General features: G+C 73.1%; 19 protein-coding genes. 2 read left to right on the forward strand and 17 right to left on the reverse strand.

Features of this window, described 5'->3' with window-relative positions; genetic code table 11:
- Positions 1–155: 155 nt before the first annotated feature.
- From recX to K7I03_RS08150, 4 genes are all read right to left on the reverse strand, one after another.
- The gene (gene recX, locus K7I03_RS08135; protein WP_185943354.1) at positions 156–785 is read right to left on the reverse strand and encodes a recombination regulator RecX; all 630 of its coding nucleotides are present in this window, start codon (positions 783–785) and stop codon (positions 156–158) included.
- A gap of 6 nt (positions 786–791) precedes the next feature.
- Positions 792–1,910, reverse strand: coding sequence for a recombinase RecA (gene recA, locus K7I03_RS08140; protein ID WP_185943355.1), 1,119 nt, complete (start codon positions 1,908–1,910; stop codon positions 792–794).
- A 270-nt stretch (positions 1,911–2,180) separates the two neighbouring features.
- Positions 2,181–2,375, reverse strand: coding sequence for a DUF3046 domain-containing protein (locus K7I03_RS08145; RefSeq protein WP_004945405.1), 195 nt, complete (start codon positions 2,373–2,375; stop codon positions 2,181–2,183).
- A gap of 17 nt (positions 2,376–2,392) precedes the next feature.
- Positions 2,393–2,965: a hypothetical protein gene (locus K7I03_RS08150; RefSeq protein ID WP_185943356.1), complete on the reverse strand. Its 573-nt coding sequence runs from the start codon at positions 2,963–2,965 to the stop codon at positions 2,393–2,395.
- Between the two features lie 175 nt (positions 2,966–3,140).
- On the opposite strand from K7I03_RS08150, the gene K7I03_RS08155 reads away from it, so the two are divergent.
- Complete coding sequence (locus K7I03_RS08155) at positions 3,141–4,106, forward strand: hypothetical protein (protein ID WP_185943357.1); 966 nt, start codon at positions 3,141–3,143, stop codon at positions 4,104–4,106.
- A 57-nt stretch (positions 4,107–4,163) separates the two neighbouring features.
- A complete protein-coding gene (locus K7I03_RS08160) occupies positions 4,164–8,957 on the forward strand; it encodes an ATP-dependent helicase (protein WP_185943358.1) in 4,794 nt (1,597 codons plus the stop codon).
- Positions 8,958–9,341: 384 nt separating this feature from the next.
- On the opposite strand, the gene K7I03_RS08165 is transcribed toward K7I03_RS08160, so the two are convergent.
- The 13 genes from K7I03_RS08165 to K7I03_RS08225 form a co-directional block, all read right to left on the reverse strand.
- Positions 9,342–9,653: a hypothetical protein gene (locus K7I03_RS08165; RefSeq protein WP_185943359.1), complete on the reverse strand. Its 312-nt coding sequence runs from the start codon at positions 9,651–9,653 to the stop codon at positions 9,342–9,344.
- Between the two features lie 67 nt (positions 9,654–9,720).
- The gene (locus tag K7I03_RS08170) at positions 9,721–9,942 is read right to left on the reverse strand and encodes a hypothetical protein (RefSeq protein ID WP_185943360.1); all 222 of its coding nucleotides are present in this window, start codon (positions 9,940–9,942) and stop codon (positions 9,721–9,723) included.
- A 104-nt stretch (positions 9,943–10,046) separates the two neighbouring features.
- Positions 10,047–10,295, reverse strand: a complete 249-nt coding sequence (locus K7I03_RS08175) for a hypothetical protein (RefSeq protein ID WP_221903095.1) — start codon at positions 10,293–10,295, stop codon at positions 10,047–10,049.
- A gap of 101 nt (positions 10,296–10,396) precedes the next feature.
- Complete coding sequence (locus tag K7I03_RS08180; RefSeq protein ID WP_185943361.1) at positions 10,397–10,897, reverse strand: peptidoglycan-binding domain-containing protein; 501 nt, start codon at positions 10,895–10,897, stop codon at positions 10,397–10,399.
- A gap of 330 nt (positions 10,898–11,227) precedes the next feature.
- A complete protein-coding gene (locus K7I03_RS08185) occupies positions 11,228–11,698 on the reverse strand; it encodes a Dps family protein (RefSeq protein WP_185943362.1) in 471 nt (156 codons plus the stop codon).
- Positions 11,699–11,965: 267 nt separating this feature from the next.
- Positions 11,966–12,349, reverse strand: a complete 384-nt coding sequence (locus tag K7I03_RS08190; protein ID WP_004955592.1) for a helix-turn-helix domain-containing protein — start codon at positions 12,347–12,349, stop codon at positions 11,966–11,968.
- A gap of 94 nt (positions 12,350–12,443) precedes the next feature.
- Positions 12,444–12,983 (reverse strand): CinA family protein, encoded by a 540-nt coding sequence (locus K7I03_RS08195; protein WP_185943363.1) that lies wholly within the window; start codon positions 12,981–12,983, stop codon positions 12,444–12,446.
- Positions 12,980–13,606, reverse strand: a complete 627-nt coding sequence (pgsA, locus tag K7I03_RS08200) for a CDP-diacylglycerol--glycerol-3-phosphate 3-phosphatidyltransferase (protein WP_185943364.1) — start codon at positions 13,604–13,606, stop codon at positions 12,980–12,982. The genes K7I03_RS08195 and pgsA overlap by 4 nt, the downstream gene beginning before the upstream one ends.
- On the reverse strand, positions 13,603–15,096 hold the full coding sequence (gene rimO, locus K7I03_RS08205) for a 30S ribosomal protein S12 methylthiotransferase RimO (protein ID WP_185943365.1): 1,494 nt from the start codon (positions 15,094–15,096) through the stop codon (positions 13,603–13,605). The genes pgsA and rimO overlap by 4 nt, the downstream gene beginning before the upstream one ends.
- 111 nt (positions 15,097–15,207) lie before the next feature.
- Positions 15,208–16,017 (reverse strand): helix-turn-helix domain-containing protein, encoded by an 810-nt coding sequence (locus tag K7I03_RS08210; RefSeq protein ID WP_185943366.1) that lies wholly within the window; start codon positions 16,015–16,017, stop codon positions 15,208–15,210.
- A gap of 244 nt (positions 16,018–16,261) precedes the next feature.
- Entirely contained in the window at positions 16,262–18,952 is a 2,691-nt protein-coding gene (locus tag K7I03_RS08215; protein ID WP_185943367.1) for a DNA translocase FtsK, read from the reverse strand.
- 121 nt (positions 18,953–19,073) lie between these two features.
- A complete protein-coding gene (locus K7I03_RS08220) occupies positions 19,074–19,763 on the reverse strand; it encodes a response regulator (RefSeq protein ID WP_185943368.1) in 690 nt (229 codons plus the stop codon).
- Positions 19,764–20,007: 244 nt separating this feature from the next.
- Positions 20,008–25,482: a HAMP domain-containing protein gene (locus K7I03_RS08225; protein ID WP_185943369.1), complete on the reverse strand. Its 5,475-nt coding sequence runs from the start codon at positions 25,480–25,482 to the stop codon at positions 20,008–20,010.
- Positions 25,483–25,868 lie beyond the last annotated feature (386 nt).

Here is a 25,868-nt window from a genome sequence, read left to right on the forward strand (position 1 = left end):
GCCCGCCGGGCCCGTCCGTCTCTCCTCGGCCGTCTCTCCCCGGCGGAAACGCGCCCCTCCGTCACATCCCGTGCGGCGCCCGCGCACCGAGCGGTACGACGCCCCCGGGGCCACGGCCCGTCGGGTCCGGGGTGCCGGCGCATCCGTCCCGCCGCCTACTCCCCCGGCGGCAGGTACGCGTCCAGCGCCTCGGGGTCGTCGCCCTCCTCCTCCAGCGCCCGCCGCACGACCCGGAGGGCGAGGCCCTCGGAGTAGCCCTTGCGGGCGAGCATGCCGACGAGGCGGCGCAGCCGCTTCTCCCGGTCCAGACCGCGGGTCGTGCGCAGTTTGCGCTCGACCAGGTCGCGGGCGGTCCGCTCCTCCTGGTCCGCGTCGAGCCGGCCGACGGCCTCGTCGACCAGTGCCGCGTCGACGCCCTTGGTGCGCAGCTCGCGGGCCAGGGCCCGGCGGGCCAGGCCCCGGCCGCGGTGCCGGGAGTCCACCCAGGCGCCGGCGAACGCGGCGTCGTCGATCAGCCCGACCTCCTCGAAGCGGGACAGCACCTCCTCCGCCACCTCGTCGGGGATTCCGCGTTTGGCCAGCGCCTCGGCGAGCTGCTTCCGGGTGCGCGCGCTCCCGGTGAGCAGGCGCAGGCAGATCGCCCGCGCCTGCTCCTCGGGCGGCGGTGGTGCCGCGTCCCCGGCCCTCGACGGGGACGCGGCACCACCGCCCGTACGGTCGCCGCGGTCCCCGCGGTCGGCACGGTGCTCAACGGCCTGCTCAGGCCAGTCGCTTCGCCGTGTCATGGGCGGCTAGCCCTTGGCCGCGGCCTTGGCCTTCCCCGTGGCCTTGGCGGCCGGGGCGGGCACGGCCTTGACGGGCTCGGCGGCGGCACCCGCCGCGTCGGCGCCCGACTCGCCGCCCTGGGCCTCGGGCTTCACGCCCACGCCCAGCTTCTCCTTGATCTTCTTCTCGATCTCGTTGGCGAGGTCGGGGTTGTCCTTGAGGAAGTTGCGGGCGTTCTCCTTGCCCTGGCCGAGCTGGTCGCCCTCGTACGTGTACCAGGCACCGGCCTTGCGCACGAAGCCGTGCTCGACGCCCATGTCGATCAGGCCGCCCTCGCGGCTGATGCCCTGGCCGTAGAGGATGTCGAACTCGGCCTGCTTGAAGGGCGGCGCGACCTTGTTCTTGACGACCTTGCAGCGGGTGCGGTTGCCGACCGCCTCCGTGCCGTCCTTCAGGGTCTCGATGCGACGGATGTCGATCCGCACCGAGGCGTAGAACTTGAGCGCCCGGCCACCGGTCGTGGTCTCCGGGGAGCCGAACATCACGCCGATCTTCTCGCGGAGCTGGTTGATGAAGATCGCGGTGGTCTTGGACTGGTTCAGCGCGCTGGTGATCTTCCGGAGCGCCTGGCTCATCAGCCGGGCCTGGAGGCCCACGTGCGAGTCGCCCATCTCGCCCTCGATCTCCGCGCGCGGCACCAGGGCGGCCACGGAGTCGATGACGATCAGGTCGAGAGCGCCGGAGCGGACCAGCATGTCGACGATCTCCAGCGCCTGCTCGCCGTTGTCCGGCTGGGACAGGATCAGGTTGTCGATGTCGACGCCGAGCTTCTTGGCGTACTCCGGGTCGAGCGCGTGCTCCGCGTCGACGAAGGCCACCGTGCCGCCGGCCCGCTGGGCGTTGGCGACCGCGTGCAGGGTGAGGGTCGTCTTGCCGGAGGACTCCGGACCGTAGACCTCCACCACGCGGCCGCGCGGCAGCCCGCCGACGCCGAGCGCGACGTCGAGAGCGGTCGACCCGGTGGAGATGACCTCGATGGGCTCGTTGGGACGCTCACCGAGGCGCATCACGGCGCCCTTGCCGAATTGCCGTTCGATTTGCGCGAGTGCGGCGTCGAGCGCCTTCTCGCGGTCCGTGCCTGCCATGGGTTCCACCCGGTTCGTTTGAGTCGATCGCTTCACGTCCACGACGCTAGCGCCTGCCACTGACAACGGGCCCGGGCACCGCGCTGACCTGGAGAAACGCCTTCTCCCCACAGGCCCGGTCCATCCATGAGAATGGATGTTCGATTTTTGTGTCAAACGCGCCACGCGGGTCCGGGGAAGGGGAATCCGGTGCGCGGACGGGGTCCGGGCGGCGCCGGGAGGCGGGGGCGAGAGGCAGGGCCGAGAAGCGGGGTCGGGAGGCGGCGACGGTCAGCGCCGGTCGGCGGGGATCTCCATCGCCCGGCACACCGCGCGCCACACGTCCTTGGCGTCCCAGCCCGCGTCGAGCGCCTCGCGCACCGTCCTGCCGCCCAGTTCCGACATCACGTGATCACGTGCGAAGGAGTCGGCGTACGCCGCCCCGAAGTGGTCGGCCATTCGCCGCCAGAAGTCCGTCAACCGCATGTACGCAGGGTAAGGCGTCAGCCGGCGGAGCCCGGCACGCCGGCCGGGCCGAGGCCGCCCCGCGGCTCGGTACCGCCGGGGGTCAGCGTCCGCCCCCGCCGCATCAGGACCACCTGCTGGACGGCCAGCGACAGCCCCAGGCCGAGCAGGAGGGAGCCGCCGTTGAACGGCTCGTGGAACAGCGCGTACTCCACGCCCGTCAGCGCGAACCGCGCGCCGATGGTCAGCAGCCACAGGCGCAGCGTCACGGCGTCGCCCCGGCGCCACACCACCCCGTCGCGGTCCCGCCACAGCGGCATGGTCCTGCCCCGCAGCCACCCGAACACCGCGGAGACGACGAGCCCCACCGCCAGGAACGCCAGGCCGGCCGCGGTCGTCCGCGCGGGCCCCGGGGGCAGCAGGCCGCGGGCCGTCAGCAGGGCGACCCAGACGAACGCCACCGCCCGCACCCGCCGGGCCCGGAACTGCAGGAACAGCACCAGCCCGGTGATCCCCAGGATCACGACGGCGTTCCCGGCCCCGATCACGGAAGCCACGCGCCCGTCCGCGGCGGCGCTCGCCACCGACAGCACGACTCGTCCCTCGTCCACGACAGGCCCCCCTCTGCTCCCCCGAAGTCCACTGATCCTAAAGCCCCCGGAAGGGGCCGCCGGGGTGCCCTCCGGCCCCCGCCCGTCAACCGCGCGCCCCCCGCCCGCCGCCCCTGCGGGTGCAGCCGGGCACGAGCCGCTGACCGGCGGCGTTCCGGGCCCTACGGTCTGTTCCATGGCACCGTCCGGAGCATCCCCCGCAGCCCGCGCCGAAGACTTCGTCTGGCTGACCGCCCGCGTCCTCGAACAGCGCAGATTCGCCTTCCACTTCCGCGACGGCAGCCCCGACGCCGTCGAGGCGGCCCTCACGGCCTACCGGGGCGACGACGGCGGCTACGGGCACGCCCTGGACCCCGACCTGCGCGGCCCGGTGAGCCAGCCGCACCACACCGTGCACGCCCTGCGGGTCCTGGACGAGATCGGCCGCTGCGGGGACCGCCGGGCCGAGGCCGTCTGCCGCTTCCTGACCGCGATCTCCACCCCCGACGGCGCCCTGCCCGCCCTGCACCCCGCGTCCGCCGGCTGGCCGGCCGCCCCCTGGCACCCCGCCGCCGGCGCCCGGGCCGGCACCGGCTCCCTGCTGACCACCGGGCCGGTGGTGGGTCTGCTGCACCGCAACGCCGTGTGGCACGCCTGGCTGTTCCGCGCCACGGACTTCTGCTGGGCCGCGATCGACGCGCTGTCCCTCGGCGGCCGGCCGCACCCCTACGAGATCGAGGCGGCCGTGGCCTTCCTCGACGGCGTCCCCGACCGCAAGCGGGCCGAGGCCGCCGCGGACCGGCTCGGCCGGGTGGTCCGGGAGCAGCGGCTGGCCGTGCTGGACCCGGACCGGGCCGGCGCCGGACCGGGCGAGGGCACCCCGCAGAACCGGCCCACGGCGCACTTCCCGCACGACTACGCGCGGAGCCCCGGCTCCCGGGCCCGCCCCTGGTTCACCGACGCCGAGTTCGAACGGTCGCTGGACCACCTCGCCGCCGCCCAGCAGGAGGACGGCGGCTGGCCGCTGCGGCGGCGCGCCTGGGCGCCCGGCACCGCCCTCGAAGGCCGCCCGATGGCCACCATCGACGCGCTCCTGACCCTGCGCGCCCACGGCCGCGGCGCCTCCCTGCCGTCCCCCCGGACCTGCGCCGATCAGCACTGACCCGGGCTGACCTGCGCTTCAGGGGCATTGTCAGTGCCTCGGTGCACGATGGGGGGCATGACGGAAGAACCGGCCGACTCGACGGAACCGGCGGCGGCCCCGGCGGGGGACGCGGCCCTCGACGGCTTCTCCCCCGCGACCCGCTCCTGGTTCACGGGCGCCTTCCACGCGCCCACGGCCGCCCAGACCGGCGCCTGGCGGGCCCTCTCCGCGGGCTCGGACGTGCTGGTCGTCGCCCCTACAGGCTCCGGTAAGACGCTCGCCGCCTTCCTCGCCTCGCTGGACCGGCTGGCGAGCACCCCGCCGCCCGCCGAGCGCGCCAAGCGCTGCCGCGTCCTGTACGTCTCACCGCTCAAGGCCCTGGCGGTCGACGTCGAGCGCAACCTGCGCAGCCCGCTCACCGGCATCCGTCAGGAGGCCGTCCGGCTCGGGCTGCCCGAGCCGGAGATCCAGGTCGGCATCCGCTCCGGCGACACCCCGGCCGCCGAGCGCCGCGCCCTGGTCACCCGGCCGCCGGACATCCTGATCACCACCCCCGAGTCGCTGTTCCTGATGCTCACCTCCGCCGCGCGGGAGGCGCTCTCCGGGGTGGAGACGGTCATCCTCGACGAGGTGCACGCCGTCGCCGGGACGAAGCGGGGCGCCCATCTCGCCCTGTCCCTGGAGCGGCTGGACACCCTCCTGCCCCGCCCGGCCCGGCGCATCGGCCTGTCGGCCACCGTCCGGCCGGTGGAGGAGGTGGCCCGCTACCTGTCGCCCAAGCGCAAGGTGGAGATCGTCCAGCCGCCCTCGGGCAAGGAGTTCGACCTCTCCGTGGTCGTCCCGGTGGAGGATCTGGGCGAGCTGGGCGCCTCGCCCGTCCAGGAGGGGGACGAACGGGAGAAGCCGTCGATCTGGCCGCACGTCGAGGAGCGCATCGCCGACCTCGTCCAGGCGCACCGCTCCACCATCGTCTTCGCCAACTCCCGTCGGCTGGCCGAGCGGCTGTGCAACCGGCTCAACGAGATCGCCCACGAACGGGCCACCGGCGAGCCGTTGCCCGAACACCACGCCCCCGCCCAGCTGATGGCGCAGTCCGGCGCCGCCCACGGCGCCCCGCCGGTCCTCGCCCGCGCGCACCACGGCTCGGTCTCCAAGGAGCAGCGCGCCCTGGTCGAGGAGGACCTCAAGGCGGGCCGGCTGCCCGCCGTCGTCGCCACCTCCAGCCTGGAGCTGGGCATCGACATGGGCGCCGTCGACCTCGTCGTCCAGGTCGAGTCGCCGCCGTCGGTGGCCTCCGGCCTCCAGCGCGTCGGCCGCGCAGGGCACCAGGTCGGCGCGGTCTCCACCGGCGTGGTCTTCCCCAAGTACCGGGGGGACCTGGTGCAGGCGGCCGTGGTGACGGAGCGGATGCGCCAGGGGGCCATCGAGTCGCTGCGCGTGCCCGCCAACCCGCTGGACGTGCTGGCGCAGCAGATCGTCGCCATGACGGCCATGGACACCTGGGACGTCGACGAGCTGCTGGCCCTGGTGCGGCGCGCCGCCCCGTTCGCCGCCCTGCCGGAGTCCGCCTACACGGGGGTGCTCGACATGCTCGCCGGGCGCTACCCCTCGGACGCCTTCGCCGAGCTGCGCCCCCGCCTGGTCTGGGACCGCGTCGCCGGCACGGTCACCGGGCGCCCGGGCGCCCAGCGGCTGGCCGTCACCTCCGGGGGCACCATCCCCGACCGCGGCCTGTTCGGCGTCTTCCTCGCGGGCACCGACCCCAAGAAGGGCGGCGGCCCATCAGATACGGCAGCGCGCAGCGCTTCCACTCGGGGTGGTGGCGGGCGACGGGTGGGCGAGCTGGACGAGGAGATGGTGTACGAGTCGCGGGTGGGCGACGTGTTCACCCTCGGCACGACCTCCTGGCGCATCGAGGACATCACCCGCGACCGCGTCCTCGTCACCCCCGCCCCCGGCGTCCCCGGCCGGCTGCCGTTCTGGAAGGGCGACCAGTTGGGCCGCCCGCTGGAGCTGGGCCGGGAGCTGGGCGCGTTCCTCCGCGAGATCGGCGGCGCCGGCCCGGAGGCCGCCCGCGCCCGGCTCACGGCCGCCGGCCTCGACACCTGGGCCGCCGACAACGTCCTCGCCTACCTCGACGAACAGCGCCGCGCCTGCGGTCACGTGCCCGACGACCGGACGATCGTCGTCGAGCGGTTCCGCGACGAGCTGGGCGACTGGCGGGTCGTCGTCCACTCCCCGTTCGGCGCCCAGGTGCACGCCCCCTGGGCGCTGGCCCTCGGCGCCCGCCTGGCCGAGCGGTACGGCATGGACGCCCAGGTCATGCACGCCGACGACGGCATCGTGCTGCGCCTGCCCGACGCCGACCTGCTGGGCCTCGACCTGCTCGACGCCGACCCGGCCCGGCAGGGCACCGAGTACGACGCCGAGCAGTCGCCGGTCGGGGCGGCCGACGTCGTCTTCGACCGCGGCGAGATCGGCGGCGTCGTCACCGAACAGGTGGGCGGCTCCGCGCTGTTCGCGGCGCGGTTCCGCGAGTGCGCCGCCCGCGCGCTCCTGCTGCCGCGCCGCAACCCCGGCAAGCGCACCCCGCTGTGGCAGCAGCGCCAGCGGGCGGCCCAGCTGATGGAGGTGGCGAGCGAGTTCGGATCGTTCCCCATCGTGCTGGAGGCCGTCCGCGAGTGCCTTCAGGACGTCTTCGACGTCCCCGGGCTCACCGAGCTCATGGGCGACATCGAGGCCCGCCGGGTCCGCCTCGTCGAGGTCACCACCCTTGAGCCGTCGCCGTTCGCCCGCTCACTGCTGTTCGGCTACGTCGCCCAGTTCCTCTACGAGGGCGACTCCCCCCTCGCCGAGCGCCGGGCCGCCGCCCTCTCCCTCGACTCCCGGCTGCTCGCCGAACTGCTGGGCCAGGCCGAGCTCCGCGAGCTGCTGGACGCCGACGTCCTCGCCGAGCTGGAGGCCGAGCTCCAGTGGCGCACCGAGGACCGCCGGATCAAGGACGCCGAGGGCGTGGCCGACCTGCTGCGGATCCTCGGCCCCCTGACCGACGGCGAACTGGCCGAGCGCGGCGCCGACCCGGCGTGGGCGGAGGAGCTGTCCGGCGCCCGCCGCGCCCTGCGGGTACGGATCGCCGGCCGGGACCACTGGGCGGCGATCGAGGACGCCGGCCGGCTCCGCGACGCCCTGGGCACAGCACTCCCGGTGGGCGTCCCGGAGGCGTTCACCGAGCCCGTGAAGGACCCGCTGGGCGACCTCCTCGCCCGCTACGCCCGCACCCATGGCCCGTTCACCTCGGCGCAGGCCGCCGCCCGCTTCGGCCTGGGGCCCGCGGTCACGGACGGCGCCCTGCAGCGCCTGGCGGCCGGCGGCCGGGTCGTCCAGGGCGAGTTCCACCCCACGGGCATCGGCCAGGAGTGGTGCGACGCCACGGTCCTGCGCCGGCTGCGCCGCCGCTCGCTCGCGGCGCTCCGGCAGGAGCTGGAGCCCGTGCCGCCCACGGCGCTCGCCGCCTTCCTCCCCCAGTGGCAGCACATCGGCGGCCACGCGCTGCGCGGCGTCGACGGACTCCTGCGCGCCGTCGAGCAGTTGCAGGGCGCGCCCGTCCCCGCCTCCGCCCTGGAGAAGCTCGTCCTGCCCGCGCGGGTCTCCGACTACTCCCCGGCGCTGCTGGACGAGCTCACCGCCGCCGGCGAGGTCGTCTGGGCCGGCGCCGGCGCGCTCCCCGGCAAGGACGGCTGGGTCTCCCTGCTGCCGGCCGACACGGCACCGCTGCTGCTGCCCGACCCGCACCCGCTGGAGCTCACGCCGCTGCACCGGGCGGTGCTCGACGCGCTCTCCGGCGGCTACGGCCTGTTCTTCCGTCAGATCGCCGAACGCGTCCGGGAGACGCACCAGGAGCCCGACGGATCACCGCCGAACGACGCCCAACTGGCCGACGCCGTCTGGGACCTGGCCTGGTCGGGCCGGCTCACCAACGACACGCTCGCACCGCTGCGCGCGCTCCTCGGCTCGGGCCGGACGGCCGGCTCCACCGCGCACCGCGCCAAACGGGCGGTCCCGCGCGGCCGTTACGGCGCCCTCGCCGCCCGAACCGCCCTCGCCGCGACCGGCCGTCCCACCGCCTCCCGCGGCGGCCCCCCGACCGTCGCCGGCCGCTGGTCACTGCTCCCCCGGCCCGAGGGCGACACCACCCACCGCGCCCACGCCCTGGCCCGCACCCTCCTCGACCGGCACGGCGTGGTCACGCGCGGCGCCGTCGCCGCCGAGGGCGTGGCGGGCGGCTTCTCCGCCGCCTACCGGGTGCTCTCCGCCTTCGAGGACAGCGGGCAGGCCCGTCGCGGCTACGTCGTCGAGGGGCTGGGCGCCGCCCAGTTCGCCATGGAGGGCGCGATCGACCGGCTGCGCGCCGTCGCCACCGCCCGCGAGCGCGCCGACGGCGGCGCGGCGGGCCCGGCCCGCCGCCGCGCGGTGGTCCTGGCCGCCGCCGACCCCGCCAACGCGTACGGCGCCGCGCTCCCCTGGCCCGACCCGCCGTCCGGCGCCACCCACAAACCGGGCCGCAAGGCGGGCTCGCTCGTCGTCCTCCTCGACGGCGCGCTCGCCCTGTACATGGAGCGCGGCGGAAAGACGCTCCTCGCCTGGCCCGGCACGGCGGGCGGCGACGGCGCGGAGCCGCCGGACGCCGACGACCCCGGCCTGCGGGAGGCCGCCGAGGCTCTGGCCGGCGCGGCCCGCGCGGGGGCCCTCGGCACGGTCACCGTGGAACGGATCAACGGCTCCCCGGCCCTGGGCTCCCCGCTGGGCCCGCTGCTGGAGTCGGCGGGCTTCCATGCGACACCGAAGGGAATGCGACTGCGAGCCCCCTGACAACACGCACCGGCCCGAACCGGCGGCCCCCGGCCGGCCGCCGGAGCGACCCCGCACACCCACCCCGCCCAAGGGAGCATGCTCCGGACGCCAAGCGCCGCGCCCGGCCCGACCGGAAGAACCCGACAGGCCCGGGCGAACCCGCCGGAGAAGACCACACACCCACCCGCCCAAAAGAACGCGACTCCAGACGCACCGAACAGCACCGCGCCCCTCGGCCCGGACGGCTCCACGGGACCCGGCAGACCCGGTCAGGTCGGCCCCGGCCAACCCCGGCCGGTCAACCGGTCAGCCATCGGCGGCCCGCACGCCGGTCGTCACCCCTCCACCACCCCGTAACCCTCCACCCATATGGGTGACCCGGATCCGTGCCGACCGCCCCCGCTACCGCCCCTCCTGCCTCTCCTGCTCCACCCACCCCTCGTCCGACTCCCCCGCCTCCCGGCCCTCCCAGCCCTCCCCCCGCCCCTCGCCACCACGGGCGCGAGCCCCACCCCGCCGCGCCCGCGTCCACGGCACACAGTGCACGGGCAACAGGCTCAACCCCCACCCCCCGGTCACCACCAGCCCCTCCACGGAGCCCGCCCGCTCCGGTTCGTCGACGAGGCGGCAGACCGCCCACCACCACACCCCGCCCATCGCCAGGGGCAGCAGCCGGAGAAGCGGTCGCCGCCGCCGTATCTCGCGCCAGAGCATGCCGCCTCCTTCGGCGGGGCGCCGGAACCCGCGCCCCCGCGCCGGAGCGCCCACCGGGCGCCGCCCGTCAGCCGGCCGTCTCCCCGTCCTCACCGCGCAGCCGCGCCAGCTCCCCTTCGAGCTCCGCGATCCTGCGGTCGCGCCGGTGCAGTTCGACGATCACCCGCTGCTCACCCTCGCGCGCACCCTCCTGGTAGACGCTGCGCACGAACGCGCCGGCGGCACGCTGATCGAGCTCCGACACCACCATGAGCTCGTTCGTGAACCGGATCACCGGGTGCTCGTCCATGGCACCAGGAGACCCCGCCGGGCCGCGCTCCGCCACCCGAGCGGCCCACCCAGGCCCCCGCACGCGCGTCCCCGGGCCCACACGACCGCGGCCGGACGGCCCCTTCAGGGCGAGGGCGAAGGCGAAGGCGAAGACGGGGAGGGCGGCGAGGCCGGCGGGGACGGTGTCGAGGACGAGGGCGCCACGCACCCCCTGCGCCGGCGCACGGCCTCCAGCCACCGCGCCCGCAGCTGCTCGTACTGCCGCCGCTCGGCCGGGGTCAGGGGCCGGCCGTCGCGGTCGGTCAGGAACGCGCGGATGGCGCGGTTGATCTCCTCGGCGGGACAGGGCCCGTCCGCGGGGTCGGCAGACATGCGTCTCAGGTTAGGGCCTCGCATTCCCGTCACCACCGCCTCGCCCGGATTCGCCCCCGGTCCGCCGTCCTCCGCGCAGGGCACGCCACACCCGCCTCACCTCACACGACGATCCCCTGCCGGCACACACTGACGCAGGCGTCGGCGAACCGCTGGAACGCGGCCCTGGTCTCCGGCCCGGCGACCCCGTCGATCGCCCCGCTGTACCCCCAGCCCGCGTCGCGCATCTGCCGCTGCAGCGCCATCACCGTGCCGCTCCCGACGACGCCGTCGATCGCGCCGGTGTAACCCCAGTCGTGCCGCAGCGCTCTCTGGTACGCCTGCCAACTGCTGGTCCCCAGCTGCCCGTCGAGGGCGTCGGTGTATCCCCAGTACTTCCTCAGCCAGCACTGGACGTACTGCGCCTGCGCGGCGCTCAGCCCCAGGTTCTCCACCGCGAGCCGAACGGCGGGAGCCGGGCCCGCCGACTGCCGAGCGGCGGACGGCGCGGCAGGCGGCGCGGCGGCCGCCCGACCGGTGCCCGCGCCGACCGGGCCCGCGACGGCGAGACCGACGACGGCGGACAGGCCGACGAGTGCCCTGACGAGAAAACGCGAACGCATGGCTTCCCCCTCCGTGTCCCGGGACCGGGAACCCGGCACGCCCGACGAACCGAACCGCCGGCCGCGTCGACGGCACCCTCGGCACCATGGTCCACGGCCTGACCGCGCGTGACCGTGGTCGTACGGCGAAACCCTCCGAAGGAGTGCATGTCGGCACTCAGGAGACTCCGGAGCGCCCGACAGCTCGCGTTACGCCCCCGTTACGTACGACACCCGTGCGCTCGGCATGGGAACCCCCGAACAGGCCGGAGGGCCCCCGACCGGCATCCGGTCGGAAGGCCCTCACCCGCGCCGCCCCGCGTCCGCGGGCGGCCAACATCCGGCCCCCGCTCAGGCGTTCTCCGCCTGGAACATCCAGTGGTGCTTCTCCAGATCGGCGGTGAGCCCGATGAGGATGTCCTGGGTCACCGGGTCCGGCTCGTCGGTGTCGCGGATGCGCTCCCGCATCCGGGAGATCACCGCGCCCAGCGCCTCGACCATGATGCGCACCGCGTCGACGTCCTTGTTCCAGCCGCCGCCCACGGTGTCGATGGCGCTGGTCTTGGCCACCGTCTCGGCGCGGCCGTCCGGGGCGATCCCGAGGGCGGAGGCGCGCTCGGCGACGGTGTCGGCGTGCTGCCGGGCCGTGGTCACGACCTCGTCCAGCTGGAGGTGCACCGAGCGGAAGCGCGGCCCCACGATCGTCCAGTGGACCTGCTTGGCCACGAGCGAGAGGTCCACCAGATCGACGAGGGCTCCCTGGAGGGCGTCACCGACGGTCTTGCGGTCCTGTTCGGACAGAGGGCTCTTGACGACAGACATGCGCTGCTCCTTCACCGTCGACGTCGTTTCGCTTTCCTCCGTTGCACCTACCATCCCACAGCGACTCGAAACGGGCCGGAAATGCGGAGTGATGCGTCAGGTCGGGAAATACCCGCCATCGGCCGCGAAGCAGAAAATGTCACGAATCGGGAAACGTCACGAATCGGAAAACGCACCGGTCCCCGCAGACCACGGGGGTCTGCGGGGACCGGGGAGTCACAACGGACGGGACGGTACGGCCGGAAGGGCCCGCCCCGCCGCCCCGCGCTACGCCGCGACCACGTCGACGGCCTCGGCGGGCGCCTTGATGGTCACGCGCTCGCCGGGAACGCCGGTCACGGACGTCACGGACACCGGGTTGAACATCGGCCGCATCGGCGCGGGTACCGGCTCGCTCGCCGCCGCCGACTGCGCCAGCTCGGCGAGCGACAGCTCGTCGCTCACCTCACGCATGACCTCGGACATCCTGACGTCCAGAGCGTCGCAGATTGCGGAGAGAAGCTCGGAGGACGCCTCTTTCTGCCCCCGCTCGACCTCGGAGAGATAGCCGAGCGAGACCCGGGCGGAAGAGGAGACCTCGCGCAGAGTGCGGCCCTGGCGTTGGCGCTGCCGACGCAGCACGTCACCGAGCAGGCGACGGAGCAGAATCATCGGTGGCTCCCTCCTTGGACCGCGAATCCGGATCCTTCACGCCCCACCGTACCGCCTCGGGGTGCGGCCGTGCGGGGAGCTATGTCGTGTTCACTCAGGGCTGCAAACATCCATTCCCCCCCTTGTGTTCCGTATCCTTTGCCCCCGCGTTCTCCGTCAATTCGTCGAGCAGCAGGCGGAGAACCGCGCGCACGCTTTCTGTCCGGATCGCTTCCCTGCCGCCGTCCAGCGCGAGCTCGCGCACCGCGCACGTACCGTCCGGGCCGGCCGCGGCGACGAAGACCGTGCCCACGGGCTTGCCGTCCTGCGGCTCGGGTCCGGCGACGCCGGTCGTGGCGAGGCCCCAGTCGGCGGCCAGCAGCGTGCGGACCCCCCGGGCCATTGCCCGCGCGACGTCGGCGTCGACCGCTCCGCGCGCGGCCAGCAGCCCGCCGTCGACGCCCAGCACCTCGCGCTTGACGTCCGTGGCGTACGCGGTGACCGCGCCGCGGACCGCGCGCGAGGCGCCCGGGACGGCGGTCAGCGCGGCGGCCACCAGCCCGCCGGTGAGCGATTCGGCCGCCGCCACCGTCCGGCCCCGGGAGACCAGCGCGGCCAGCGCCCGCTCCGCTTCTCGCGGGACCCCGGCGCTCACTGCCCGGACCCCGCGGCCCGGGCGTTCCGGCGCAGCACGATCGCCTGTCGTACGTAGTCGAGACCGGTGAGGACCGTCAAGACGACGGCCACCGCCATCACCCAGAAGCGGATGGTGGCCAGCGGTCCCTCCAGGGCGAGGATGTACATCCCCGTGGCCACGCCCTGGGCGAGCGTCTTCATCTTGCCGCCGCGGCTGGCGGGGATCACACCGTGTTTGATCACCCAGAAGCGCATCAGCGTGATGCCGATCTCACGGGCGAGGATCACGCCGGTGACCCACCAGGGCAGGTCGTGCAGGGCGGAGAGGCAGAGCAGCGCCGCACCCATGATCGCCTTGTCGGCGATCGGGTCGGCGATCTTGCCGAAGTCGGTGACCAGGTTGTACGTCCGGGCCAGGTGCCCGTCGAACAGGTCGGTGATCATGGCGATGGCGAACGCGGCCCAGGCGAACGAACGCCATGCCGGGTCGTACCCGCCGTTGTGGAGCATCAGCAGCACGAAACCGGGCACCAGGAACAGGCGCCCCATGGTCAGGATGTTGGCGATGTTCCACAGCCTGACCCGCCGCACGCCCGGCGCCGCGGCGGGACGGCCCGCGGCCGATGCCGGGACTCCGCTCATCTGCCCGCCTCCTCGGTGCGTCCGCCGTCTCGGACCGGCTCCGCGACGAGGTCGACCCCTTCGCTCGCCACGACCGTGGCCACGACCATACGTCCGGGTACCGGCGGGCTGTCCAGGCCCTCGGTGAGCAGCGTGACCTGGCCGTCGGTCTCCGGCGCCTGGTGCGCGGCCCGGCCGATCACGCCGTCCTCGTCGTCCACGCGGTCGACCAGTACTTCGATTGTCTCTCCGATCCGCTCCTCGGCGCGCTGGGCGGTCAGCTCCTCGGCCAGCCGCGAGACGCGCGCCAGCCGCTCGGCGACGACCTCGGGGTCGTTCTTCTCCTCGTACCCGGCGGCCTCGGTGCCGTCCTCGTCGGAGTAGCCGAAGACGCCGATGGCGTCCAGCCGGGCCGCGGTGAGGAAGCGCTCCAGCTCGGCGACGTCCTCCTCGGTCTCCCCGGGGAAGCCGACGATGAAGTTGGACCGGGCACCGGCCTGCGGCGCCTTGGAGCGGATGGTGGCCAGCAGTTCCAGGAAGCGCTCGGTGTCGCCGAAGCGCCGCATCGCCCGGAGCACGCCGGGGGCGGAGTGCTGGAAGGACAGGTCGAAGTAGGGGGCGACCTTCTCGGTGGAGGTCAGGACGTCGATCAGGCCCGGCCGCATCTCGGCGGGCTGGAGGTAGCTGACGCGGACCCGCTCCAGGCCGTCCACCGCCGCGATCTCGGGCAGCAGCGTCTCCAGCAGCCGGATGTCGCCGAGGTCCTTGCCGTACGAGGTGTTGTTCTCGGAGACCAGCATGACCTCCTTGACGCCCTGCTCGGCGAGCCAGCGGGCCTCACCCAGGACGTCCGAGGGGCGGCGGGAGACGAAGGAGCCGCGGAAGGAGGGGATGGCGCAGAAGGAGCAGCGGCGGTCGCAGCCGGAGGCCAGCTTGACGGAGGCCACCGGGCTGGCGCCCAGTCTGCGGCGCAGCGGCGCGCGCGGTCCGGAGGCCGGGGCGACACCCTCGGGCAGGTCCTCGGGGGCCGGCGCGGGGGCTTCCTGCGCGTGGCCGGGGAGCGCCACGGCGGCGTCCTGCCGGGCGGCGGGGCTGATCGGCAGCAGCTTCCGGCGGTCGCGGGGGGTGTGGGAGGCGTGGACGCCGCCCGAGAGGATGGTCTGGAGCCGGTCGGAGATGTCGGCGTAGTCGTCGAAGCCGAGCACGCCGTCGGCCTCGGGCAGGGCCTCGGCGAGCTCCTTGCCGTACCGCTCGGCCATGCAGCCGACGGCGACCACGGCCTGGGTGCGGCCGTGATCTTTCAGGTCGTTGGCCTCAAGGAGGGCGTCGACGGAGTCCTTCTTGGCGGCTTCGACGAAGCCGCAGGTGTTGACGACGGCCACGTCGGCGTCGGCGGCGTCCTCGACGAGGTCCCAGCCGTCCGCCGCCAGACGGCCTGCCAGCTCCTCCGAGTCCACCTCGTTACGGGCGCAGCCAAGTGTGACAAGAGCGACGGTACGGCGTTCGGGCATAGGGCTCAGCCTACTTTGTCCGGGCGCCGCTTCCGCTGCCGAGTGGCCGCCCGGTGCGGAGAGCCTGGTCACCCACCGGCTCTCCGCACCGGGACCCGGAGAACGGCCCGGTCAGCCGGCCGCCGGGTCGCCCTTGGTGTAGCTCAGCCGCTGCACCTGGCCGTCGTCGCCGACGTTCTTGATCTCCTTGCCGTTGACGAACAGCTGGACCGCCCCGGCGTTGCCGAGCACCAGGTCGATGCGGTTGCTGTCGGTGAAGGTCTTGGAGGCCCCGCGCTGGAGGACGCCTTCCTCCAGCAGCTTGCCGTTGTGGTCCTTCGCCGACATCCAGGTCTGGTCGCGCTCGGCGGTGAGCTTGACGGTGACCTTGTTCGCCGGGGCACCGGCGATGGCGCTGTCGGACGGCTCCGGCTTGGCGTCGGCCGGCCGGTTCGGCGGTGCCTTCGCGGGGGCCTTGGACGGCTTGGCCGACGCCTGCCCGGCCTCGACCGCGTCGTCCCGGCCGCCGCCGCCCCCGTTGAAGAGGGTGAACCCGACGAAGCCGACGACCGCGACGATCGCCGCGACCATCGCGGCGGTCCAGTTGGGCCGCCGCGGCTCCGGACGGATCCGTTCCGCCTCGAAGACCGGGGCCGCCCGGCTCGGCCGGGGGCGCCCGCCGTGCTCGGCGTCGTACTGCTCGACGAGGTGGGTGGGGTCGAGGCCGGCGGCGCGCGCCAGCGTGCGGATATGTCCTCGGGCGTAGACGTGCCCGCCGCAGCGGGAGAAGTCGTCCTGTTCGATCGCGTGCACGATCGGGATGCGCACGCGGGTCGTCGTGCTGATCTGGTCGACGGTCAGCCCGGCCTGGATCCGGGCCTGCTGGAGAGCGCGGCCGACGGACGGCCGGTCGTCTTCCGGGGGTGAGTTGCCGATGGACACGTGGGCGCCTTTCGAGCGTGCAGCCACCTGCTGGAAGTTCAGTCTAGGGGGGACGCAAAAGGGTCCGGCAAGCGGGAAGCCGGTCTTTGTAGGCCATCAGAAGACCCGGGCCTCAGACGGCTCTGCCGTACCGGCCGCGGCACATCGTCCCTCCTTCCCGCGGGCGCCGTGCGGGCCCGGGAAACGCCGGAGCGATCCCGGGAAGGGAGCCGGCCGGGAGCGGCGCGCCCGCCCCGGCCGTCCGTCAGCCGGCGGTCTCCCCGCGGATCAGTGCGAGGACTCCGTCCAGCTCGTCCGGCTTGACGAGCACGTCCCGGGCCTTCGACCCCTCGCTCGGGCCCACGATGTCGCGCGACTCCATCAGATCCATGAGCCTGCCCGCCTTGGCGAATCCCACACGCAGTTTGCGCTGGAGCATCGACGTGGAGCCGAACTGGGTGGAGACCACCAGTTCGGCGGCCTGGCACAGCAGGTCGAGGTCGTCGCCGATGTCCTCGTCGATCTCCTTCTTCTTGGCGGAGCCGACCGTGACGTCGTCCCGGAAGACCGGCGCCATCTGGTCCTTGCAGTGCTTGACGACGGCGGCGACCTCGGCCTCGCTGACGAAGGCGCCCTGGAGCCGGACCGGCTTGTTGGCACCCATCGGCAGGAAGAGGCCGTCGCCCTTGCCGATCAGCTTCTCGGCGCCGGGCTGGTCGAGGATGACGCGGCTGTCGGCGAGCGAGGAGGTGGCGAAGGCGAGGCGGGAGGGGACGTTGGCCTTGATGAGGCCGGTGACGACGTCCACGGACGGCCGCTGGGTGGCCAGCACGAGGTGGATGCCGGCGGCCCGCGCGAGCTGGGTGATCCGGACGATGGAGTCCTCGACGTCGCGCGGCGCCACCATCATCAGGTCGGCGAGCTCGTCCACGATGACCAGCAGGTACGGGTACGGCGACAGCTCGCGTCCGCTGCCCGGCGGCGGCTCGACCTTGCCCTGCCGCACCGCCGCGTTGAAGTCGTCGATGTGCCGGAAGCCGTAGGCGGCCAGGTCGTCGTAGCGCAGGTCCATCTCGCGCACGACCCATTGCAGGGCTTCGGCCGCCCGCTTGGGGTTGGTGATGATGGGCGTGATGAGGTGCGGGATGCCCTCGTAGGCGGTGAGTTCGACGCGCTTGGGGTCGACCAGCACCATCCGGACCTCTTCCGGGGTGGCCCGCACCATCAGCGAGGTGATGAGGCAGTTGATGCAGGACGACTTTCCGGAGCCGGTGGCGCCGGCGACCAGGACGTGCGGCATCTTCGCCAGGTTGGCCATCACATAGCCGCCCTCGACGTCCTTGCCCAGCGCCACGAGCATCGGGTGGTCGTCGCCGGCGGCGTCCGCCAGCCGCAGCACGTCGCCCAGGTTGACCATCTCGCGGTCGGTGTTGGGGATCTCGATGCCGACGGCGGACTTGCCGGGGATGGGGCTGATGATGCGGACGTCCGGGCTGGCCACGGCGTAGGCGATGTTCTTGGTGAGGGCGGTGATGCGCTCGACCTTGACCGCGGGACCGAGCTCGACCTCGTACCGGGTGACCGTCGGGCCGCGGGTGAAGCCGGTGACGGCCGCGTCGACCTTGAACTCCGCGAACACCGTGGTCAGGGCGGCCACTATGGCGTCGTTGGCGGCGCTGCGCGCCTTGCCGGGCCCGCCGCGCTCCAGCAGGTCCAGGGAGGGCAGGGCGTACGTGATGTCCCCGGCGAGCTGGAGCTGCTCGGCGCGCGGGGGGAGGCCGGCCGGCGGCTCGGGGGCGGGCTTGGTGAGGTCGGGCACGGCCACGGTGGGGGCGGTGTCGTCCCGGCCGGAGGGCACGGGGAGCGTCTGCTCGGTGTCCTGCCGGATGCCGCTGCTGAGCCCGGCGATGAGCGGTGACGGCTGGACGCCGTGCAGCACCGCGCCGTCCAGGTCCACGGCAGCGGCCGCCGCGAGGTCCACGGCGTCCGGGCCGGACTTCTTGGCGGGCGTCTTCCGGGCACGCTTGCGCCCCTCCAGCGCGGCCTGCTCGGCGGCCTCGACCCCGTCCGGCTGCGCGGTGGACCGGCTCGCGGCGGCGCGGCGGGGGCGCTTGGGCGGCGCCTCGCGCCACTCGGCGTCGTACTCGTCGGCCGCCGGGTCCGCGTACTCACCGGGATACGGTTCGAGCACCCCGAGCCGTATCGCCAGCTGCCGCAGCCGCCGGGGGATGGCGTTGACGGGCGTGGCGGTGACGACCAGCAGGCCGAAAATGGTGAGCAGCACCAGCAGCGGTACGGCGAGGACGTCGCCGACGGTGAAGACCAGGGGCTTGGACGCGGCCCAGCCGATGAGGCCGCCCGCGTCCTGCAGGGCCTGTGACCCCTCGCCGCGGCCGGGTGTCCCGCAGGCCACGTGGACCTGCCCGAGGACGCCGGTGACCAGGGCCGACAGGCCGATGACGATCCGCCCGTTGGCCTCGGGCCGCTCGGGGTGGCGGAACAGCCGGATCGCCACGATGCCCAGGAGTATCGGCACGACCAGGTCCAGCCGCCCGAACGCGCCGGTCACCAGCATCCGCACCAGCTCGCCCACCGGCCCCTCCAGCCCCGACCAGGTGCCCGCGGCGACGATCAGGGCCAGGCCGAGGAGGAGCAGCGCGACGCCGTCCTTGCGGTGCGCGGGGTCGAGGCTGCGGGCGCCGCGGCCGACGCCCCGGAACAGGGCGCCGACGCCGTGCGCCAGGCCGCGGCCGGCGCGGCCGGCCATGGACGGGCGGGGCGGCGCCGCCTTCTTGGCGGGCGCCTTGCGCGCCGGCCGGGCCGCGGGCCGCTTCTGGACGGGTTTCGCCGCGCTCTTCTTGGCGGGCGGCTTGGCGGCGGCTCCCCCGGCGCGTCCGGTGCGCTGCCTGGTGCCCGCCGTGCTCTGGGAACCCTTGCCGGACGTACGTGAGGCCATGGTGCCGAGGTTACCGTCGTCGGGCGGGCGGGACACGTGGGCCCGGGCGTTCGTCCGTTCGTGTCATGGCCGGGCACGGCCACGGCTGACACACCGTCAGGCGTCTTCCGGCCCCCGGCCGTCAGCTCTGCGAGGCCACCGGCGGCACGCTGCTGCCCGTGCCGGGCTCCAGGGCGTCCAGGGCCCGCCGCAGGCCGTTGAGCTTGCGCTCCAGGTGGGCGGCGGTAGCGACCGCGGCGGCGTCGGCCGACTCGTCCAGCTGTTTGGAGAGCGCCTCGGCCTGCTCCTCGACGGCTGCGAGCCGCGCGGAGAGCTCCGCGAGCAGTCCGGCGGTCTCCGGGGGTTCGCCGACGGCTACGCGGCCGGCGCCCTGGCCGTTCTCCATCTGGAGGCGCAGCAGGGCGGCCTGCTCCCGGAGCTGGCAGTTCTTCATGTACAGCTCGACGAAGACCGAGACCTTCGCGCGCAGCACCCAGGGGTCGAACGGCTTGGAGATGTAGTCCACCGCGCCGGCCGCGTAGCCGCGGAAGGTGTGGTGCGGGCCGTGGTTGATGGCCGTGAGGAAGATGATCGGGATGTCCCGCGTCCGCTCCCGGCGCTTGATGTGCGCCGCGGTCTCGAAGCCGTCCATGCCCGGCATCTGGACGTCCAGCAGGATCACCGCGAAGTCGTCCGTCAGCAGCGCCTTGAGCGCCTCCTCCCCTGACGATGCCCGCACCAGTGTCTGATCGAGCGCCGAGAGGATCGCCTCCAGCGCCAGCAGATTTTCCGGCCGGTCATCGACCAGGAGGATCTTGGCCTTCTGCACCATGGCCCGTCCTCCTCGCCCCGGAAGTGCACCGGGCGCCGCCCCAGGGGACGACTCCCTTGCGCCGCCCGTCCTTGTGCCGGTCATGGTAGCCGCACCCCGCCTGTCACCACACCCTGTCACCGCGATGTCACTGTGCACGTAGCGGAAACGCGGCACGGGACGTGAAAGTTCCCGGAATGCCGCGGTCCCACACCTCGTCGGCCACTCCCGGTCAGGAAAACGGGGAGGATCGATCCGGAGTCCGTCACTCTGCGCTCATGTACTGCTTCATCACCGTCAACAGTTGATCAGTATCGACCGGCTTGGTCACGTAGTCGGAAGCGCCTGCCTCGATGCTCTTCTCCCGGTCGCCCTTCATCGCCTTCGCCGTGAGCGCGATGATCGGCAGCTCGGCGAACTGCGGCATCTTGCGGATCGCCGCCGTGGTCGCGTAACCGTCCATCTCCGGCATCATGATGTCCATCAGGACCACCACCACGTCGTCGTGCTGCTCCAGCACCTCGATGCCCTCGCGCCCGTTCTCCGCGTAGAGCACCGTGAGCCCGTGCTGTTCCAGCACGCTGGTGAGGGCGAACACGTTGCGGATGTCGTCGTCGACGATCAGCACCTTCTCGCCGTGGAACGAGCCGGTGAACCCGGGGGTCTCCCCGCTACGGTCCTCGGCCCACTCCTCCTGCGGCGCCGCCGGTACCGGCTGCCGCGGCCCGTCCACGCCGGCCGCCGGGCCCGCCCCGGCGGCCGCGGCGCCCTGGCCGGCCGCCGCCTGCGCGGCCCGCCGGCGGCGCAGGAACAGCCCGGCCGCGCCGCGCGCCGGCGGCTCGCCGCCGTGCCGCTCCGCGGCCTGCCCGCCGCCCGGCGGCAGGGCCCGCTGCTCGGCGTTCTCCCCGCCGGGCAGCTGCGGGAAGCCCTCGGCCGCCGGCTCGGCCGCGTCGAGCGGGAGGTAGAGGGTGAATGTGGACCCGCGGCCCGGCTCGCTCGCCGCGTGGATCTCGCCGCCCAGCAGCCGGGCGATCTCGCGGCTGATCGACAGGCCGAGGCCGGTGCCGCCGTACTTGCGGCTGGTCGTGCCGTCGGCCTGCTTGAACGCCTCGAAGATGACGCGCATCTTGCTCGCGGCGATGCCGATGCCGGTGTCCGTCACCGAGAAGGCGATCAGCTCGCCGTCCGGGTCGCGCAGCGCGCCCGCCTCCAGCAGCTGCTCGCGGATCGAGTCCGGGACGTCCGCGCCGGCCGGCCTGATGACCAGTTCGACGGCGCCGGTGTCGGTGAACTTGACCGCGTTGGACAGCAGGTTGCGCAGCACCTGGAGGAGGCGCTGCTCGTCGGTGTGCAGGGTGGCCGGCAGCTCCGGCGAGACCCGGACCGAGAAGTCGAGGCCCTTCTCCGCCGTCAGCGGCCGGAAGGTGGCCTCCACGTAGTCGACGAGCTGCACCAGGGCGATCCGGGTCGGGCTGACGTCCATCTTGCCCGCCTCGACCTTCGACAGGTCGAGGATGTCGTTGATCAGCTGGAGCAGGTCGGAGCCGGCCCCGTGGATCGTCTCGGCGAACTCCACCTGCTTCGGCGAGAGGTTGCCGTCCGCGTTGTCCGCCAGCAACTTGGCCAGGATCAGCAGCGAGTTGAGCGGCGTGCGCAGCTCGTGCGACATGTTGGCCAGGAACTCGGACTTGTAGCGCATGGAGACCGCGAGCTGCTCGGCCCGCTCCTCCAGCACCTGCCGGGCCTCCTCGATCTCCGTGTTCTTGACCTCGATGTCGCGGTTCTGCCGGGCCAGCCGGTCGGACTTCTCCTCCAGCTCGGCGTTGGAGATCTCCAGCGCCTTCTGCCGGTTCTCCAGCTCCGCCGACCGCTCGCGCAGCTGCTCGGTGAGCTCCTGCGACTGCCTGAGCAGCATCTCCGTCTTGGTGTTGACGCTGATGGTGTTGACGCTGGTGCCGATCATCTCGGCGATCTGGCTGAGGAAGTCCCGCTGGATCTGGGTGAACCGCTTGAACGAGGCCAGCTCGATGACCCCGAGCACCTGCCCCTCGAACAGCACCGGCAGCACGATCACATGGGCGGGCGGCGCCTCCCCCAGCCCGGAGGCGATCTTCAGATAGCCGGAGGGCACGTTCTCCACCAGGATCGTGCGCTTCTCCTTGGCCGCGGTGCCGATCAGCGACTCACCGGGCCGGAAGGAGGTCGGCATCGAGCCCATCGCGTAGCCGTACGAGCCGAGCATCCGCAGCTCGTACGCGTCCTCGCCGCTCTCCCCCTCGGCCGCCGGCATCGCCAGGAAGAAGGCGCCGTGCTGGGCGTCCACGACGGGCGTCAGCTCGCTCATGATGAGCTGTGCGACGTCCTCCAGGTCCCGGCGGCCCTGCATCAGGCCGGAGATCCGGGCGAGGTTGCCCTTCAGCCAGTCCTGCTCCTTGTTGGCCAGGGTGGTCGAGCGCAGGTTGACGATCATCGTGTTGATGTTGTCCTGGAGCTCCAGGATCTCGCCGGCCGCGTCCACGTTGATCCGCATGTCCAGGTCGCCGCGGGTCACCGCCGTCGCCACCTTGGCGATCGCGCGCACCTGGCGGGTCAGGTTCCCGGCCATCTCGTTGACGGACTCGGTGAGGTCGCGCCAGGTGCCGTCCACGTCGCGGACCCGCGCCTGACCGCCCAGCTGCCCCTCCGTGCCCACTTCCCGGGCCACCCGCGTGACCTGGTCGGCGAACGACGACAGCTGGTCGACCATCGTGTTGATGGTCGTCTTCAACTGGAGGATCTCGCCCCGGGCATCGATGTCGATCTTCTTGGTGAGGTCGCCCTGGGCGATGGCCGTGGTGACCATCGCGATGTTGCGGACCTGGCCGGTGAGGTTGGAGGCCATCGAGTTCACCGACTCGGTGAGGTCCTTCCAGGTGCCGCTGACGCCCGGCACCCGGGCCTGGCCGCCCAGCCGGCCCTCCGTACCGACCTCCCGCGCCACCCGCGTCACCTCGTCGGCGAACGACGACAGCGTGGTCACCATGGTGTTGACGGTGTCGGCGAGCTGCGCCACCTCGCCCCGCGCCTCCACGGTGATCTTCTTGGTGAGGTCGCCGTTGGCGACCGCGCCGGCCACCTGGGAGATGTTCCGCACCTGACTGGTCAGGTTGTTGGCCATCAGGTTGACGTTGTCGGTGAGGTCCTTCCAGATGCCGGTCACGTCCCTGACCCGCGCCTGACCGCCCAGCTGGCCCTCGGTGCCGACCTCGCGCGCCACCCGGGTCACCTGCTCGGCGAAGTCCGACAGCTGGTCGACCATGGTGTTGACGGTGGTGACCAGCTCCAGGATCTCGCCCTTGGCGTCGACCGTGATCTTCTTCGAGAGGTCGCCCATGGCCACCGCCGTCGTCACCTCGGCGATGTTCCGCACCTGGGACGTCAGGTTGTTGGCCATGAAGTTGACGGACTGGGTGAGGTCCTTCCAGGTGCCCGAGACACCCTTCACCTCGGCCTGGCCGCCCAGGATGCCCTCGGTGCCGACCTCCCGGGCCACCCGGGTCACCTGCTCGGCGAACGAGGAGAGCTGGTCCACCATCGTATTGAGGGTGTTCTTCAGCTCCAGGATCTCGCCGCGCGCGTCCACGTCGATCTTCTGCGACAGGTCGCCGCGCGCCACCGCCGTCGCGACCTGGGCGATGTTGCGGACCTGGGCGGTCAGGTTGCCGGCCATGCCGTTGACGGAGTCGGTCAGGTCCCGCCAGACGCCCGCGACGCCCGGCACCTGCGCCTGACCCCCGAGCCGGCCCTCCGTACCGACCTCCCGGGCCACCCGCGTGACCTGGTCGGCGAAGGCCGAGAGCTGGTCGACCATGGTGTTGATGGTGTTCTTGAGCTCCAGGATCTCGCCGCGCGCGTCGACGTCGATCTTCTGGGAGAGGTCACCGCGCGCCACGGCCGTGGTCACCTGGGCGATCTGCCGCACCTGGGAGGTGAGATTGCCCGCCATGAAGTTGACGGAGTCGGTCAGCTCCTTCCAGGTGCCGCTGACCCCGTCCACCCGCGCCTGCCCGCCGAGCCGCCCCTCGGTGCCCACGTCCCGCGCCATCCGGGTCACCTGGTCCGCGAACGACGACAGCTGGTCCACCATCGTGTTGACGGTGTTCTTCAACTGGAGCATCTCGCCGGACACTTCGACGGTGACCTTCTGCCCGAGGTCGCCGTTGGCGACGGCCGTGGTCACCTGCGCGATGTTGCGCACCTGTCCGGTCAGGTTGCGGAACGCCGTGTTGACGGAGTCCGTGAGGTCCTTCCAGGTCCCCGCCGCACCGGCCACCTGTGCCTGCCCGCCGAGCTCGCCCTCCACGCCGATCTCCCGTGCCACACGGGTCACTTCGCCACTGAAGGACTGGAGCTGGTCGACCATCGAGTTGACGGTGTTCTTGAGCTCCAGCATCTCGCCGGAGACGTCCACCGTGACCTTCTGGCCCAGATCACCGTTGGCGACCGCCGTCGTCACCTGCGCGATGTCCCGCACCTGTCCGGTCAGGTTCCGGAACGCCGTGTTGACGGAGTCCGTCAGGTCCTTCCACGTCCCGGCCGCGCCCGGCACCTGGGCCTGGCCGCCCAGCAGCCCCTCGGCGCCGATCTCGCTGGCCACGCGCGTCACCTCGTCGGCGAAGGTGCGCAGCGTCTCCGTCATCTGATTGATCGTCTCGGCGAGCTGCGCGATCTCGCCGCGCGCGCTCACCGTCACCTTCTGCGACAGGTCGCCGTTGGCGACCGCGGTGGTGACCTGCGCGATGCCGCGCACCTGGGCGGTGAGGTTCCCGGCCATCAGGTTGACGGAGTCGGTGAGGTCCTTCCAGACGCCCGCGACGCCGGGCACCTGGGCCTGGCCGCCGAGCTCGCCCTCGGTGCCCACCTCCCGGGCCACCCGCGTGACCTCGGAGGCGAACGACGACAGCTGGTCCACCATCGTGTTGACGGTGTTCTTCAGCTCCAGCATCTCCCCGGCCACGTGCACCGTGACCTTCCGGGACAGATCGCCCTTGGCGACCGCCGTCGTCACCAGCGCGATGTCCCGCACCTGAGCGGTGAGCCGCGACGCCATGGTGTTGACGGAGTCGGTGAGGTCCTTCCACGAGCCGGACATCCCGCGCACCCGCGCCTGCCCGCCGAGCTTGCCCTCGGTGCCGACCTCGCTGGCCACCCGCGTCACCTCGTCGGTGAACGCGGAGAGCTGGTCCACCAGCCCGTTGACGGTCCGCCCCACCTTGAGGAACTCGCCGCGCAGCGGGTGCGCCGAACCGTCGGCCGCGTGCGACCGCAGGTCCATCCGCTGGTCCAGATCGCCCTCGGCCACCGCCGACAGCACCCGGCCGACCTCCGAGACCGGCCGCACCAGATCGTCGACCAGGGCGTTGGAGGCGTCGATCGCCGCGGCCCAGGCCCCCTCGCAGGAGCCGACCTCCAGCCGCTCGGTGAGCTTGCCCTCCCGCCCGACGACCCGGCGCACCCGCGCCAGCTCGCCGGTGAGCTGCAGGTTCCGGTCCGCGACCTCGTTGAAGACGGCCGCGATCTCGGACATCACCCCGTCGCCGGAGATCGTCAGACGGCGCCGGAAGTTCCCGTCCCGCATGGCCTCCAGCGCCCCCAGCAGGCGGTACAGCGCGGCGCTGTCCACCTCCGTCGTCCCCTGGGGCCGGGAACGTCCGCCCTTCGCGCGCGCGCTCGTGCCCCGCGTCGCTCCGCCAGACTCCACCGTGTCCCTCCCGCAGGGTCGCTGATCCTCGTAGGGGTTTTCGCTTCCAGCTTTCCCAGTGTTTCACTGAAGCGCACCGGGGCGGCTGCCCGTCAGAGCGTAACCAGGTGACGGGACAGCTCGTTAAAGATGAACAGGAAAACCTGACCCACGCTTGCCGGAGCTTCGGCGGAACCGCACATACCGACGGCACTTTCCTCTTCCCCGTACGCCCCCTACCCAGAAGCTGTCCCCGCAGACCACACCGCTCCCGACCGCTTCCGCACCCCCGCCATTCCAAGGGGAAAGCGCGTACGGTTCCGCCACCTCCGAGAGTCCTTCAAGCCTCTTCCGGACCCCTTCCCCCACTCCTTCCACGCCTCCGCATTCCGCCCGGGATTCCCCGC

The sequence above is a fragment of the Streptomyces mobaraensis genome (genome assembly GCF_020099395.1).
Lineage (GTDB): Bacteria > Actinomycetota > Actinomycetes > Streptomycetales > Streptomycetaceae > Streptomyces.